The sequence below is a fragment of the Stenotrophomonas nitritireducens genome, from assembly GCF_001700965.1.
Taxonomy (GTDB): Bacteria; Pseudomonadota; Gammaproteobacteria; order Xanthomonadales; family Xanthomonadaceae; genus Stenotrophomonas; species Stenotrophomonas nitritireducens_A.
Genome location: NZ_CP016756.1, coordinates 3,560,513 through 3,574,469 on the forward strand (window position 1 = coordinate 3,560,513; position 13,957 = coordinate 3,574,469).

14 protein-coding genes are annotated in these 13,957 nt (G+C 64.7%); 4 read left to right on the forward strand and 10 right to left on the reverse strand.

Going from position 1 to position 13,957, the window contains the following annotated elements; translation table 11 throughout:
* Positions 1 to 185: 185 nt before the first annotated feature.
* The 5 genes from BCV67_RS15225 to purM all read right to left on the reverse strand — a co-directional run bounded on the left by BCV67_RS15225 (position 186) and on the right by purM (position 4,062).
* A complete protein-coding gene (locus BCV67_RS15225; RefSeq protein WP_062168714.1) occupies positions 186 to 869 on the reverse strand; it encodes a DUF3108 domain-containing protein in 684 nt (227 codons plus the stop codon).
* A 2-nt stretch (positions 870 to 871) separates the two neighbouring features.
* The gene (locus BCV67_RS15230) at positions 872 to 1,660 is read right to left on the reverse strand and encodes a DUF3108 domain-containing protein (RefSeq protein WP_062168712.1); all 789 of its coding nucleotides are present in this window, start codon (positions 1,658 to 1,660) and stop codon (positions 872 to 874) included.
* Positions 1,661 to 1,726: 66 nt separating this feature from the next.
* Positions 1,727 to 2,386, reverse strand: coding sequence for a phosphoribosylglycinamide formyltransferase (purN, locus tag BCV67_RS15235; protein WP_062168710.1), 660 nt, complete (start codon positions 2,384 to 2,386; stop codon positions 1,727 to 1,729).
* Positions 2,383 to 2,991, reverse strand: a complete 609-nt coding sequence (locus BCV67_RS15240; RefSeq protein ID WP_062168706.1) for a DUF2238 domain-containing protein — start codon at positions 2,989 to 2,991, stop codon at positions 2,383 to 2,385. The genes purN and BCV67_RS15240 overlap by 4 nt, the downstream gene beginning before the upstream one ends.
* A gap of 12 nt (positions 2,992 to 3,003) precedes the next feature.
* A complete protein-coding gene (purM, locus tag BCV67_RS15245; protein ID WP_062171675.1) occupies positions 3,004 to 4,062 on the reverse strand; it encodes a phosphoribosylformylglycinamidine cyclo-ligase in 1,059 nt (352 codons plus the stop codon).
* A gap of 97 nt (positions 4,063 to 4,159) precedes the next feature.
* Between purM and BCV67_RS15250 the strand changes: the two genes are divergently transcribed.
* From BCV67_RS15250 to hda, 3 genes are read left to right on the forward strand one after another with little or no spacing between them, the layout of a single operon-like run.
* Positions 4,160 to 5,296, forward strand: a complete 1,137-nt coding sequence (locus tag BCV67_RS15250) for a DUF2066 domain-containing protein (RefSeq protein WP_082746586.1) — start codon at positions 4,160 to 4,162, stop codon at positions 5,294 to 5,296.
* Positions 5,293 to 6,468, forward strand: a complete 1,176-nt coding sequence (locus BCV67_RS15255) for an AI-2E family transporter (RefSeq protein ID WP_062168702.1) — start codon at positions 5,293 to 5,295, stop codon at positions 6,466 to 6,468. Before BCV67_RS15250 ends, BCV67_RS15255 begins: the two co-directional genes overlap by 4 nt.
* Positions 6,465 to 7,166 carry a DnaA regulatory inactivator Hda gene (gene hda, locus BCV67_RS15260; protein WP_062168700.1) on the forward strand — a complete coding sequence of 234 codons (702 nt, stop codon included), beginning with the start codon at positions 6,465 to 6,467 and terminating at the stop codon, positions 7,164 to 7,166. The genes BCV67_RS15255 and hda overlap by 4 nt, the downstream gene beginning before the upstream one ends.
* Before the next feature lie 261 nt (positions 7,167 to 7,427).
* Here hda and murU read toward each other — a convergent pair whose 3' ends face one another.
* The 4 genes from murU to BCV67_RS15280 form a co-directional block, all read right to left on the reverse strand.
* Positions 7,428 to 8,138: an N-acetylmuramate alpha-1-phosphate uridylyltransferase MurU gene (murU, locus tag BCV67_RS15265; RefSeq protein ID WP_062168698.1), complete on the reverse strand. Its 711-nt coding sequence runs from the start codon at positions 8,136 to 8,138 to the stop codon at positions 7,428 to 7,430.
* Positions 8,135 to 9,145 carry an aminoglycoside phosphotransferase family protein gene (locus tag BCV67_RS15270; RefSeq protein WP_062168696.1) on the reverse strand — a complete coding sequence of 337 codons (1,011 nt, stop codon included), beginning with the start codon at positions 9,143 to 9,145 and terminating at the stop codon, positions 8,135 to 8,137. Before BCV67_RS15270 ends, murU begins: the two co-directional genes overlap by 4 nt.
* 45 nt (positions 9,146 to 9,190) lie before the next feature.
* Positions 9,191 to 9,466 carry a GlsB/YeaQ/YmgE family stress response membrane protein gene (locus BCV67_RS15275; protein ID WP_062168694.1) on the reverse strand — a complete coding sequence of 92 codons (276 nt, stop codon included), beginning with the start codon at positions 9,464 to 9,466 and terminating at the stop codon, positions 9,191 to 9,193.
* A gap of 79 nt (positions 9,467 to 9,545) precedes the next feature.
* Positions 9,546 to 11,039, reverse strand: coding sequence for a M20 family metallopeptidase (locus BCV67_RS15280; RefSeq protein ID WP_062168692.1), 1,494 nt, complete (start codon positions 11,037 to 11,039; stop codon positions 9,546 to 9,548).
* Between the two features lie 233 nt (positions 11,040 to 11,272).
* On the opposite strand from BCV67_RS15280, the gene BCV67_RS15285 reads away from it, so the two are divergent.
* On the forward strand, positions 11,273 to 11,605 hold the full coding sequence (locus BCV67_RS15285; protein ID WP_062168690.1) for a ComEA family DNA-binding protein: 333 nt from the start codon (positions 11,273 to 11,275) through the stop codon (positions 11,603 to 11,605).
* An 833-nt stretch (positions 11,606 to 12,438) separates the two neighbouring features.
* Here the strand turns inward: BCV67_RS15285 and BCV67_RS15290 are convergent.
* Entirely contained in the window at positions 12,439 to 13,845 is a 1,407-nt protein-coding gene (locus tag BCV67_RS15290; RefSeq protein WP_062168688.1) for a GntP family permease, read from the reverse strand.
* Positions 13,846 to 13,957 lie beyond the last annotated feature (112 nt).

Consider the following 13,957-nt stretch of genomic DNA (forward strand, 5'->3'; position numbering starts at 1 on the left):
CTCCCTCCCTTTCGCGTAGCGAAGGGGAGGGTTGGGGAGGGGTAAGCACTTCGCGCGCTGATGCAGCTTCAGCTTCGCGGCTTACGCCGCTCCCACAATGCGCGCCTTCTGTAGTGCCGAGCCATGCTCGGCAGAGGCGTCACCGGTAGAGCCCATTGCCGAGCATGGCTCGGCACTACAGGTGCTTACTGGATCGACTTGATGGTCAGGTCCAGTGCGTCCTGGCCGTTCTCACGCTGCAGCAGGCGTGCCGGCACCGGCATGCCGGGCACGATCCAGGCGATCTGTTCCTTGTTGCCATCCACGCGCGACACCTTGGTGGCTTCCTGCTGCTTGCCGGCGATGGTCATGGTTTCCTTGCCGATCACCCGGTAGGTCATCGGCTTGATGCGGCCATCGTCGACCATGCGGTAGTTCAAGGGCTTGCCATCGGTGACGTCGCGGGCGATGGCCAGGTTGATCAGCAATGCATCCATGTCGCCATTCTGCAGACGAATCGGGCCGGCGCGTTCCGGCTTCACATCGCCGGTCCAGGTGGCCTGGTTGCTGCTCCAGTCATAGCGAGCATCCACCTGCTTGCGCTTGATCAGCACCACCGAGCGATCGTGGCTGCTGAGCGGGCGCAGCTTGCCGCCGTGCTCGTCGAACACGGTTGCCTGGCTCAGGTCGGCCATCGGGTTCTTGATCTGCAGGCTGTAACGCCATTGGTTGTTGCCGGCAGGAGCGACCGTCATCACGCCGTTGGCCTGCATGCCCATGTAGCTGGCCTGGTAATTGGCGGTAAACGGCTCGATGGCCAATGCCGGCAGGCTGGCCGCAGCCAAGGCGGCGGCCGCGAGGAAACGCAGGGGGCTACGGGAATGCTTCATGCTCAGGCTCCTTGATATTCGATCAGGCGCAGGTCGATCTCGTCCTGCCCATCTTTGCGTTGCAGGATGCGCACCGGCGTGGGTACGCCGTTGGCAATCCAAAGGATGGTTTCATCATTGCCGCCATTGGTGCGGTAGACCCGCAGGGCGTCATAGCTGAGATCACCCACCTGTACGTTTTCGGTAGTGTCGGCAGCGCGGTACTCGTACTGACGCACCCGGCCAACATCGACATAGCGGTACTGCAGGGCCTGGCCCGGGCGCGCATCGCGCATCAACGACAGGTTCAACAGCAACGCACTCTGGTCGCCGCGCTGCAGCGGAATGGGACGTTGCCGCTCCTCCTTCAGATCACCCTGCCACTGCGCGGTACCTGCCTGCCAGTTATAGACGCCGGTGACTTTCTTGCCCATGAACAGGGCTTTTTTGACTGTGCTCTGGCTCAGCGGGGTATAGACGCTGCCTTCGTTGTTGAACACCGTGCTCTGCTCGATGTTCAGCCCGAGGATGCTGGCAAAGCCGCGTTTGCCGCGCACGGCCATGTCCACCCGCCACTGTGCCTCGCTGCTGTGGACCACGCGCAAGGTGGCATCGCCGGCTTCCTTGCCCTTGTACAGGGCCTGGTAGGTGGCGACGAACGGTTCCAATGCGGGCGGGGTCCACTCCAGTGCCGGCAAGGCCGGTGCTGCTGGCGGTGGCGCCGGTGCAGGTGCAGGCGTTTCCTGGGCATGGCTGAGGGCCGATACCAGCAGAGCGGTCAAAACCAGGGGTTTGAAAAGCGCTATGGCCATGCGGGCAAGTGGGCACGAGAGAAGGGGGGAGATCATGCCAAACCACACATCAGCAGCATGTGCGGATCAGCGGTGGAGAGTTCCGGCGGAATCTAGGCGCAGTGGGCTAAACAGGGACTGACCGTCGAATTGAACCACGCCGCCCTGTTCAGCAAGGCGCCCGGCCGCCAGCAGCTGCACGCTGGCCAGCAGCAGCGGGTGCTCGACCGCCAGCACGCGCTTGGCCAGCGTTTCGGCACTGTCGCCCGGCAGCACTGGTACGCGGGCCTGGGCGATCACCGCGCCGGCATCCAGTTCAGGCACTACGAAATGCACGCTCGCCCCGTGTTCGGCATGGCCACCGGCGATTGCCTGCGCATGGGTGTGCAAGCCCTTGTGCAGCGGCAGCAGCGAGGGGTGGATGTTGATCAGCCGGCCGCTGAAGCGCTGCACGAAGGCGGCGCCGAGGATGCGCATGTAGCCGGCGCAGATGATCCAGTCCGGCTGGCTGGCGGCCAGCGCATCGGCCAAGGCGCTGTCAAAGGCCTCGCGGTCGGCAAAATCCCTGGGCGAGCGGGCCCAGCGCTGCTCCGGAGCCACCTTGTCCAGTGCGGCAGCACCAGGTTTGTCGGAGAACACACCCACAACCTGTGCTGCCAGCTGGCCGGCGGCAATCGCATCAAGCAGGCATTGCAGGTTGCTGCCACGCCCGGAGGCAAGCACGGCGAGGCGGGGCAGGCTGCTCATGCGCGGGATTTCCGCAGCAGCGGCCACAGCGCCAGGCTGCCGAGGGTGGCCAGCAGCATGTCGGCATGCGCATCCCAGATGTCGCCCTGCTGGCCGTTGTAGGCCTCGGCCGCTTCCGGTGACAGGGCCAGGGCAATGCCCCATTCCAGCCATTCGTAGGCCAGGCTGCTGCACATGATGGTCATCACCGCCAGCGTGAACGCCTGGCCCAGGCGCAGCGCCGGCCAGGCGCGGCGCGTCAGCTCGGTCAGCGCCGGAGTGAAGCAGATGCCGTACAGCAGATGGATCAGCCGGTCGAAGTGATTGCGTTCCCAGCCGAAGGCGGCGTTCGGCGACCAGCCAAACAGCGCCTGCGCCCATTGGTCATAGGGAATATTGGAATACAGCCAGCGCGCGCCAATGCAATGCAGCAGGATGAAGCCGCAGATGGCGATGAAGGCGCCATTGCCCAGCGGCCAGCGGCGGTCAACCCACCACAGCGCGAGCAGGCCGAGCACGGTCAGCGAGCTGTGCAGGGCCTGTTCCACAGGCCATAGCGGTTTGATCCAGGTAAGCGCGAATACAACAAGCACGCCGATGAAGGCGGCCTTCTTGGCGGCTGTCATGGAGGCGTTGGCTCAGCCGATGTGGACGCGTTCAGCGCCGTTTTCAGCCACCACTTCACCAATCTGCCAGTGCGCCAGGCCCAGCGTATCCAGCGTGCCGTTGATGGCGGCGACCTGGTCGGCCGGCACCAGCAGCACGAAGCCGATGCCGCAGTTGAAGGTGCGCCACATCTCGCTGTCGGCCACATTGCCTTCGCGCTGCAGCCACTGGAACACCGGCGGCAGCGTCCAGCTGCTGGCGTCGATGTTCAGGCCCAGGCCTTCGGGTACCACGCGGATGATGTTCTCGGTCAGGCCGCCGCCGGTGACGTGGGCCATGCCATGCACGGCCGCGCCGTGGGTCTTGAGCAGCGACAGGATCGGCTTGACGTACAGGCGGGTCGGCGCCATCAGCGCATCGACCAGCTTGACGCCGTCTTCCAGCACCAGCTCGGCCGGGCTGCCGGCGCGTTCATAGATGCGGCGCACCAGCGAATACCCGTTGGAGTGCGGGCCGGAGGAGGCAATGCCGATCAGCACGTCGCCCATGGCAACGGCCGAGCCGTCCTTCAGCTCGCTCTTTTCCACACCGGCGACGGTGAAGCCGGCCAGGTCGTATTCGCCCGGGGCGTACATGTCGGGCATTTCAGCGGTTTCGCCGCCGATCAGCGCGCAACCGGCCTCGGTGCAGCCATTGGCGATGCCGCCGACCACGGCCGCAGCGGTGTCGATGTCCAGCTTGCCGGTGGCGAAATAATCCAGGAAGAACAGCGGCTCGGCGCCCTGCACCAGCACGTCGTTGACGCACATGGCGACCAGATCGATGCCGATCGTGTCATGCCGGCCCAGCTGTTGTGCCAGCTTCAGCTTGGTGCCGACGCCGTCGGTGCCGGACACCAGGACCGGCTCGCGGTACTTGTTGGAGAGGTCGAACAAGGCGCCGAAGCCGCCGAGTCCGCCCATCACCTCCGGGCGGAAGCTGCGCTTTACCAGCGGCTTGATGCGCTCGACCAGTTCGTTGCCCGCGTCGATGTCGACACCGGCGTCACGGTAGGTCAGGGGAGAGTTCGCAGAGGTCGAGGGGCTGGTCACGGGCGGCTGCACTGGCGGGGTGAACGGGCGATTTTAACAGGCCACGTTGGCGTGAAGGCCCCATTCGGGCAACAATTCCCTCCGGAATCGTCGAGCAATGGAAATTTCAATGCGCCGCAGCCTGGTCACAATCCTGTTTCTGGCGCTCTGTCTGCCCATTTCATTGGTGCAGGCACAGTCGTCCGGCATGCGTACCGAAGGGGACGTCGCCGGCGCCCGTAGTGCCTATGAGGCCGAAGTGCCGGTCAACAGCCAAAGCGAGGCCGACCGCAGCGGCGGGCTGGCGCGCGCGCTGGGCGCGGTGCTGGCCAAGCTGTCGGGCGACCGCAGCGCCCTGGCCCGCCCGGGCGTCGCGCAGGCCCTGCGCAGCGCCAAGGACATGGTCGAGAGCTACGACTACCGCCAGGACCAGAGCGTCAGTGCCAGCGGCGCACCCAGCTTCCGTACCATGCTGGTGGCGCGTTTCCGCCAGGACGACGTGGATGGGCTGGTAGCCGCGTTGGGCTTGCCGGTGTGGCCGCAGCCGCGTCCCAAGCCGGTGGTGTGGATGGCCATCGACGATGGCAGTGGCCCGCGCCTGGTCGGCGTGCCGCAATCCAATGCGGCGCGGCCCTTGCTGGACCGCGCGGTTGAACGCGGCTTCAAGCTGGGCCTGCCCGCCGGCGGCGCGGCCGAACAGGCCCTGGTGGGCGCGATCTGGCGCCAGGACACGGCAGCCATCGCCCGGGCCTCGGCACGTTATTCGCCGCCGATGCAGCTGATGGGTAAGCTGTACCGCGGCAAAGGCGGCGGTTGGGTTGCCGATTGGGTGTTTGTCGACAACGGCCGTGAGCTGTCGCGCTGGACCACCAACGATGGCGATGCGCGGCGGGCGATGGCGGGCGGTGCCGACGGTGCCGCAGATGCGCTGGTGAAGCGCTATGCCAAGGCGCCGGCGGCGGGCGCGGCCGGTGTCTACCGGATCGTGGTCAGCGGCATCCGCAGCGCGGACGACTATCTGCGCCTGGCAGCCACCTTGCAGAGCGTGGCGGTGGTCAAGTCGATCATGCCGATCCAGGCCTCGGGCGACCGTCTGGAGCTGGATGTGGAATTGATGAGCGGCCTGCCTGGCTTCAACCGCATGCTCGGCCGCGATGCCGCCCTGCAGCCGGTGGGTGCGGTGGATGCGGAGGATGCCGATGCATCGACCGATCAGAACAGCGGCAACCGCCGCGCGGAGTACCGCATTCGATGAGTACCGATACAGCGGAAATGGAAATCGCGCTGTTTCTACGCCGCCTCAAGTGGGTCGTGCTGACCGCGTTCGGGCTGTGGGTGACCTGGCTGCTGGCACCGGTGCTGACCCCGTTCGTGGTCGCCTTGATGCTGGCCTGGCTGGGCGATCCACTGGTGGACCGGCTGGAAGCCAGCGGGCGCTCGCGCAACACCGCAGTGGTGCTGGTGTTCGTGCTGATGATCCTGCTGGTGGCCTTGGCACTGCTGATCCTGGTGCCGCTGATCCAGCGCCAGATCATCACCCTGGTCGCGGCCCTGCCGCAGGGGCAGCAATGGTTGATGGATACCGCGATCCCGTGGATCGAGCAGAAGACCGGCCTGGAAATCATGGCCTGGCTGGACCCCGGCCGCCTGTTTGACTGGGTGCGCAGCCATTGGCAGCAGGCCGGCGGCGTTGCCACCACCTTCTTCGGCTACGTGTCGCGCTCGGGCTTTGCGATGGTGGCCTGGGTGGTCAACCTGGCCCTGTTGCCGATCCTGGCGTATTACTTCCTGCGCGACTGGGACAAGCTGGTCGAGCGGGTTGCATCCCTGATTCCGCGCAACCATATCGAAGTGGTGTCGCGGCTGGCGCGTGAATCCAACGATGTGCTGGGCGCCTTCATCCGCGGCCAGATCGTGGTGATGATCGCGCTGGGCGTGGTGTATGCGGCCGGCTTGAGCCTGGTGGGCTTGAATCTGGGGTTGTTGATCGGCTTGATTGCCGGCTTGATCAGCTTCATTCCCTACCTGGGCGCAACCACCGGGGTAGTGCTGGCGGTGCTCGCGGCGCTGGTGCAGTCGCAGGGTTTTGACCTGCAGTTGCTGCTGTTGGTGGGCATTGTGTTCACCGTCGGCCAGTTGCTGGAAAGCTATGTGCTGACGCCGCGCATCGTCGGTGACAAAATTGGCCTGCACCCGGTTGCGGTGATTTTTGCGGTAATGGCAGGTGGCCAGTTGTTTGGCTTCCTGGGAATGCTGCTGGCGCTGCCGGCAGCGGCGGTGATCAACGTCCTGCTGCGCTATGCGCACCAGCGTTATCGCCAAAGTGAGTTGTATGCAGGCCACGGGCCGACGATAGTCCTGGACCCGCGCAGCATTGAAGTGCCCGCGGACCTGAGCATCGTGTCGAAGGATGTAGAACCTAAGTGAGTGTGCCGCAGTTACCGCTGGCCTTGCGTTACCCGCCAGACCAGCGCTTTGAAACGTTCATCGGTGCACCGGAAGGCGCGCTGCCGCAGTTGCGCGCCGTCGCCAATGGCAGCAGCAAGGACTGGATCTATCTGGTTGGCGCGGGCGCCACCGGCAAGACGCATCTTGCCTTGGCCACCTGCGCGGCCGCGTTGCAGGCCGGCCGGCGTCCGGCCTATCTGCCCCTGCAGGCCGCAGGCACCCGCCTGCAGGACGCGCTGGAAGCACTGGAAGGGCACGATGTGCTGGCGCTGGACGGACTGGAATATGTCGCCGGCCGCCGCGAGCAGGAAGTCACCCTGTTCGAATTCCATAACCGCGCCCGCGCCGCCGATGTGACCGTTATCTACACCTCGCGGCTGCCGCCCGATGGCCTGGGCCTGGTGCTGCCCGACCTGCGTTCGCGGCTGTCGCAATGCAGCCGCATCACCCTGGAACCGCTCGATGCCGAAGGCCGTGGCGCGGTGCTGCGTGAGCGCTCGGTGCGCCGTGGGCTGGTGATGGACGAGGCCACCCTGGACTGGCTGCTGACCCGCACTGGTCGCGACCTGAGCGGGCTGGTGACCTTGCTGGAAAGGCTGGACCGCGAATCACTCGCAGCCAAGCGCCGGATCACCGTGCCGTTCCTGAAGCGCGTGCTGGAGAACGGGCCGGGTTGAGGGCTGGATCAGCGGGCGTTTTTTTTGTGGGAACAGCGAAAGCCGCGAAGCTGGCGATGCAACAACAGCCAGATATACCCGCGATTGCACATAGCGCTGCTTTTGATCCTTCAGTGGCTTCGCGGTTTACACCGCTCCCACAAAGGGATGCGCACGCTGTTGTAGGAGCGGCGTCAGCCGCGAAGCTGGCGATGCGAAAACAGCCAGGCTTAGCTGCGATTGCACACAGCGCAGTTTCTGATCCTGCAGCAGCTTCGCGGTTTACACCGCTCCCACAAGCTGCTTGTCCAGCTGCTGCAGGCGTTCGGGCGTGCCTACGTCGGTCCAGCGGCCTTGGTGATGCTGGCCGCTGACTGCATGGTTGGCCATCGCTGCACGCAGCAGCGGCGCCAGCTTGAAACGCGGCGGCGTTTCTGCGCTGCCATCCGCATCGCCAATCACCGCCTGCCAATCCTGCAGCAACTGCGGCCGGTACACGCCGATGCCGGCAAAGGTCAGACGTGGCACATCGCCATTGTCGTGCAGCTGGCCGTCGGCGCTCAGGATGAAATCACCGCGCGGGTGATGGTCCGGGTTGTCGACCATCAGCAGATGCGCCTTGCCCTTCGGTTCGCGCGGCAGCGCCGCGAAATCAAAATCGCTCCAGATATCACCGTTGACCGCCAGGAAGGGCGCATCGCCAAGCAAGGGCAGGGCATTGTGCATACCGCCGCCGGTTTCCAACGGCACCGGGCCTTCGTACAGATAGTGCAGGCGCAGGTTCCAGCGGCTGCCGTCACCCAGCGTCTGCGGGAACTGCGCGGCCAACCAACTGGTATTGACCACCGCGTCGCGGATGCCGAGCGCAGCCAGGCGCTGCAGATGCCATTCGATCAATGGCGTGCCTGCCACGCGCAGCAGCGGCTTTGGGGTGTGGTCGGTAAGCGGGCGCATGCGCTCGCCCAGTCCGGCGGCGAAGATCAAGGCCTTCATGCGGCGGCCTTGGCAGCCATCGCCGGCTTGAAGCGGCGCTCGAACAATTCCTGCAATGGCGCCAGCTCCGGGTAGCGCGGCAGCACTTCATCCAGGTAACGGATGAAGCGCGGTGCGTCCTGGAAGTAATGGCTCTTGCCGTCACGGTCACGCAGCCGCACGAAGATGCCGAGGATCTTCAGATGGCGCTGCACGCCCATCCAGTCGGCATCGCGCAGGAACAGCGGCCATGGCCGCAGCGGCAGGCCCGCAGCGGTGGCTTTGGCGTGGTAGCGGGCAAGCCAGGTGTCGACTTTTTCCAGCGGCCAACTCAGGAAGGCATCCTTGAACAGACTGGCGGGGTCGTAGGCAATCGGGCCGCTGACCAGGTCCTGGAAATCCAGCACCGCCGGACCGCCGTCGACCGGCATCAGGTTGCGCGGCATGAAATCGCGATGGGTCAGTACCTGCGGTTGGTTCAATGCGTTATCCATCAAGCGCCGCTGCACGAGTTGCAGCTGCTCGCTTTCGCCGCAATCCAGCTGCAGGCCGAGGTGACGTTGCACGAACCATTCTTCAAACAGGCCGGCGTCGCGTTGCAGCAGCGCTTCCCCGAACGAACCCATACCCTCGGGCACGGGAATCGATTGCAGCCGGATCAGCTGCGCGAAGCTGGCCTCGAACCACGCATCGGCCGTGTCATCGCTGATGAAGCGGGCGAGGGTGGGGCCGCCCAGGTCTTCCAGTAGCAGGAAGCCATTGTCGACTTCGCGCGCCAATACCTGCGGCACACGTACGCTGTGGGTTTCGAGCAGGTCGTGCATGCGCAGCCACGGGCGCACATCCTCCAGGCCCGGCGGCGAATCCATCACGATATGGCTGCCGCGCGTGCTGGTGGTTCGCCAGTAGCTGCGGAAGCCGGCATCGACCGATGCACGTTCCAGGGAGGTGGTGGGGTCGCCGAGCGCAGCGGCGGCCCACTGCCGGCGTTGTTCGGTGCGCAGTGGATCGGAAGCGGGATCGTTCATGGACACTACAAAGTTGCGGCGCCCGCAGGCGCCGTTGGATGGAAATCAGCGCTTCTTGCCGCCGCTGATCAAGCGCAGCAACGCCAGCAGCACTATCGCGCCGATGATGGCGCCGACGAAGCCGGCCGGCTGCCCTGCCGAATACCAGCCCATCTCACGCCCGAACCAGCCGGCGAATACCGCACCGGCGATACCGAGCACGATGGTCAACAGGCAGCCCAAGCGGTTGTTGCCGGGCATGAAGAAGCGCCCCAGCAGGCCGACGAAGAAACCGATCAGGATGATGTACAGCCAGCTGTCGCTGCCAAACAATCCGCTCATGTTCTGGTCCTTGGCAAATAAAAACGCAGCCTAGCAAGGCCAGGCTGCGTTCGTCATCCAACCGTCAAACTGCAGACGATCAGCAGCAGCCGTGGCCGCCGTGGCGGGTGCCGCTGTCGTCAGCAACCGGCGAACCGCTGGTCTCGCCGCGCAGGCTGGCGGCGTGGTGGTCGAACAGCACCTTGGACACGCACGAGGTCACGCGCTTGCCCATCGGGATGTGCAGGAACTCGTTCGGACCATGCGCATTGGAATGCGGGCCCAGCACGCCGGTGATCATGAACTGCGCACCCGGGAACTTCTCGCCCAGCATGCCCATGAACGGGATCGATCCGCCTTCGCCCATGTACATGGCCGGCTTGCCGAAGAACGCCTGGCTGGCGTCGTCGATGGACTTTTCCAGCCACGAGGCCATCGCCGGTGCATTCCAGCCGGTGGACGCCTTTTCCAGATCCAGGCTGACGTGGGCGCCGTTCGGCGGGTCACGCAGCAGGGCTTCCTTCAGCAGCTCGCCGCAGGCCTTGCCGTTGGCGGTCGGCGGCAGGCGCAGCGACAGCTTCACCGAGGTTTCCGGGCGCAGCACGTTGCCGGCCGATTCCAGCGGCGGCATGCCGCCGATGCCGGTGACCGACAGGGCCGGGCGCCAGGTGCGGTTGAGCACAAGCTCGGTCAGGTCCTCGCTCATCGGCTTGAGGCCGTCGACCAGCGGGAACTTGTCGAAGATGGCGGTATCAACCACGTCGGCGGCACGCTTAGCCTGTTCCAGGCGTTCGGCCGGGACGTCCACATGCAGGCCGTCGAGCAGGATGCGGCCGGTCTTCTCGTCCTCGATGCGCGACAGCAGCTGGCGCAGCAGGCGGAAGCTGGACGGCACCACGCCGGAGGCATCACCGGAGTGCACGCCCTCGTTGAGTACCTTGACGGTGAAGTTGCCGCCGGTCAGGCCGCGCAGCGAGGTGGTGCACCACAGCTGGTCGTAATTGGCGCAGCCCGAATCCAGGCAGACCACCAACGACGGCTGGCCGATGCGCTCGGCCAGATGGTCGACGTAAGCGGGCAGGTCGTAGGAGCCGGATTCTTCGCAGGCTTCGATCAGGATCACGCAGCGCGCATGCGGCAGGCCCTGCTCCTGCAGTGCCAATACCGCTGCCAGCGAGCCGAAGATGGCGTAGCCATCGTCCGCGCCGCCGCGGCCGTACAGCTTGTCATCGCGCAGCACCGGCTTCCACGGGCCCAGGTCCTCGTCCCAGCCGGTCATTTCCGGCTGTTTGTCCAGGTGACCATAGAGCAGCACGGTGTCTTCACCGGTTTCCGGGCCGGTGGCCGGAATTTCCAGGAAGATCAACGGCGTGCGGCCTTCCAGACGGAGCACTTCGACCTGCAGGCCGGGGATGTTCTGCGCCTTGGCCCAGCTTTCCATCAGGTTGACGGCCTGATCCATGTAGCCGTTGGCGACCCAGTTGGCGTCGAACATCGGCGACTTGTTGGGGATGCGGATGTAATCGACCAGTTGCGGGACGATGTCGTTGTCCCACTTGTCGCTGAGAAATTGGCCGATCTTGGCGCTGTCCATCTGGATCTCCGGTAGAAATGTCAGGTGTAACCATTCTACGCCGCTCCCTTGTTTAGCGGGCTTGCGACGGTTTCATCAGTGGATTTTGTAGGACTTTTCCTACAAGGGCCCGGGGAGTTGGCTGGCTGTCTGCGCGGCGTGGTCCGGATATTCTAGGTTCATGTGGCGCGGGACACTGATTCGGACGGCGGGATAGCCAGCCAATCAACCACCAAGCCACAAGGAGTACAGCGATGAAGCTTTTTACCGTGACGCTGCAGTCTCTGATTTTCGCATTGTTGCTGACCCTTACGGCGCACGCCAAGGACAAGGTCGACATCAATACCGCCTCCGCGGCGGAGCTGAATCAGGCCCTGGTGAACGTTGGCCCTTCAAAGGCGCAGGCGATCATCGAGCACAGACAAGCCAACGGCCCCTTCAGAAGTGTCGAGGAACTGGCACTGGTGAAAGGAATCGGATTGAAGACGGTCGAAAGGAATCGTGACCTGATCGAAGCAAGGGCCGGAGTTGCCCCTGCCAAGAAAGCTGCCGGGACGGCAGTTGCGCAGCCGGTTGAGAGGCGCTGAGCGGAAGGAATCGGATAGTGACCCGCCAGGAAGGCGGATCACCGGGAACCCAAAAAGGGCAGGACGCTGGGGGCTGGCAGGATGCCAACAAGGATGTGAGGTCGTCCGGTGTTGCACAGTGACGTGCAGCCGGGCGATTTTTCTGTCTGTACTCTTTGGAAACGGCAAGGCCCGGGGAAACCTGGGCCTTGCTGGTTTTTGGGCGTTGAGCCGGAAATCAGGATTGGAAATTCCGGGTCGGTAAAAGCCGGGATTCGGGTTTTTCGGCTCCGCTGCCCGGCTGCTGCCGGGGCTGCGGTTGTTTGTGGGAGCGGCGTGAGCCGCGAAGCTGGTGGTGCCGAGGCGATTGGCAGTTGGGCGATCTGATTTTGTATCTGCTTCGCGGCTGACGCCGCTCCTACAAATAGTCGCGTAGCCCGGGTAAGCGCAGCGCACCCGGGGCCTTTGCAGGCATCGGTTCGTGAGCAACTCGCGGGCGTGCTTTGTCTAGCCGGGCAGGCTGACAACACCCTCGGCATGGAAACTCCGCCAGTGAGGTAGCCCGGGTAAGCGCAGCGCACCCGGGGCCCTTCGCAAAGCCCCCGGGTGCGCTGCGCTTACCCGGGCTACCAAGGCTTTCATTTGTCTGGCTATGAGGCTCGAGTTACAGGCATCACCGCCCAGAAATTGTTTGATCAATAGCGCGAAAAGCTCATGGCTGCGGCGGTTAGCCAGCTGCAGTGATGTAGCCCGGGTAAGCAAAGCGCACCCGGGGCCCTTCGCAAAGCGCCGGGTGCGCTGCGCTTACCCGAGCTACCGGGGCTTTCACTTGGAGTGGGGGGCGTAGGAACGGATCAGACCAGGCCGGTGGCGTAGTACACGCCAATGATCGCGAACACCGCCAGGGTCTTGATGATGGTGATGGCGAAGATGTCCTTGTAGGACTGGCGGTGGGTGAGGCCGGTTACCGCAAGCACGGTTATCACCGCGCCGTTATGCGGCAGCGTGTCCATGCCGCCGGAGGCCATCGCGGCGACGCGATGCAGCACTTCCATCGGAATCCCCGCCGCCTGCGCATTGGCGATGAAGCTGTCGGCCATGGCGGCCAGCGCGATGCTCATGCCACCGGAGGCCGAGCCGGTGATGCCGGCCATGGCGGTGACCGAAACCGCTTCGTTGACCAGCGGGTTGGGGATGGAACCCAGTGCGTTGGCTACCACCAGGAAGCCGGGCAGGGCGGCAATCACCGCGCCGAAACCATATTCGGAAGCGGTGTTCATCGAGGCCAGCATGGCGCCGCCGATGGCCGATTTGGTGCCCTCGGCGAACGAGGCGACCACCGGCTTCCAGGCGAAGGCGATGACACTGAGGATGCCCAGCAGCAACGCGCCCTGTACGGCCCAGATGGCTGCCATCTTGGATACTTCCTGCACCACCGGTGCCGGGTTGCCGATCACCGCCGGCACGAAGGATTGGGTTTCACCATAGAAGCCGGGGATCCAGCGGGTGAGCAGGAAGTTGGCCACGCCCACCAGGATCAACGGCGCGATCGCCACCAGCGGATGCGCCAGGTTCTGGCCCTGGAAGGGTTCTGGTTCGTTGCGCAGTTCCTCGTTGGCACCGGCATAGCCTTCGCCATTGCGCATGGCCGCACGGCGGCGCCATTCCAGGTAGCTCATGCCCAGGATCAGGATCACCACCGTGCCGATCACACCCAGCCAGGGTGCAGCCCAGCTGTTGGTGCCGAAGAATGCCGAGGGAATGATGTTCTGGATCTGCGGGGTGCCCGGCAGCGCGTCCATGGTGAAGGTGAAGGCGCCCAGCGCGATGGTGCCCGGGATCAGGCGCTTGGGAATGTTGCTCTGGCGGAACAGCTCGGCGGCGAACGGATAGACCGCAAACACCACCACGAACAGCGATACGCCGCCGTAAGTGAGCAGGGCGCAGACCAGCACGATCGACAGCATCGCGCGCTTGGCGCCCACCAGCTTGATGGTGGCGCTGACGATGGACTTGGAAAAGCCCGACACCTCGATCAGCTTGCCGAAGACGGCGCCCAGCACGAAGACCGGGAAGTACAACTTCAGGAAGCCGACCATCTTGTCCATGAACAAGCCGGTGAACATCGGCTGCACCAGCGTGGGGTCGGTCAGCAGCACCGCGCCCAGCGCCGCCACCGGTGCGAACAGGATCACGCTGTAGCCGCGGTAGGCGACAAACATCAGGAAGCACAGGGCCGCCAATACGATCAGAAACGACATTCAGGGCTCCCGGCCAATACACAGTGCCGGCGAGTATCAGCACCGCAGGCGGTCCGGCCCACTGTACGAAGGGACTATACGCGGCTGGCTAACGCTCCTTTAACGTGCGCTC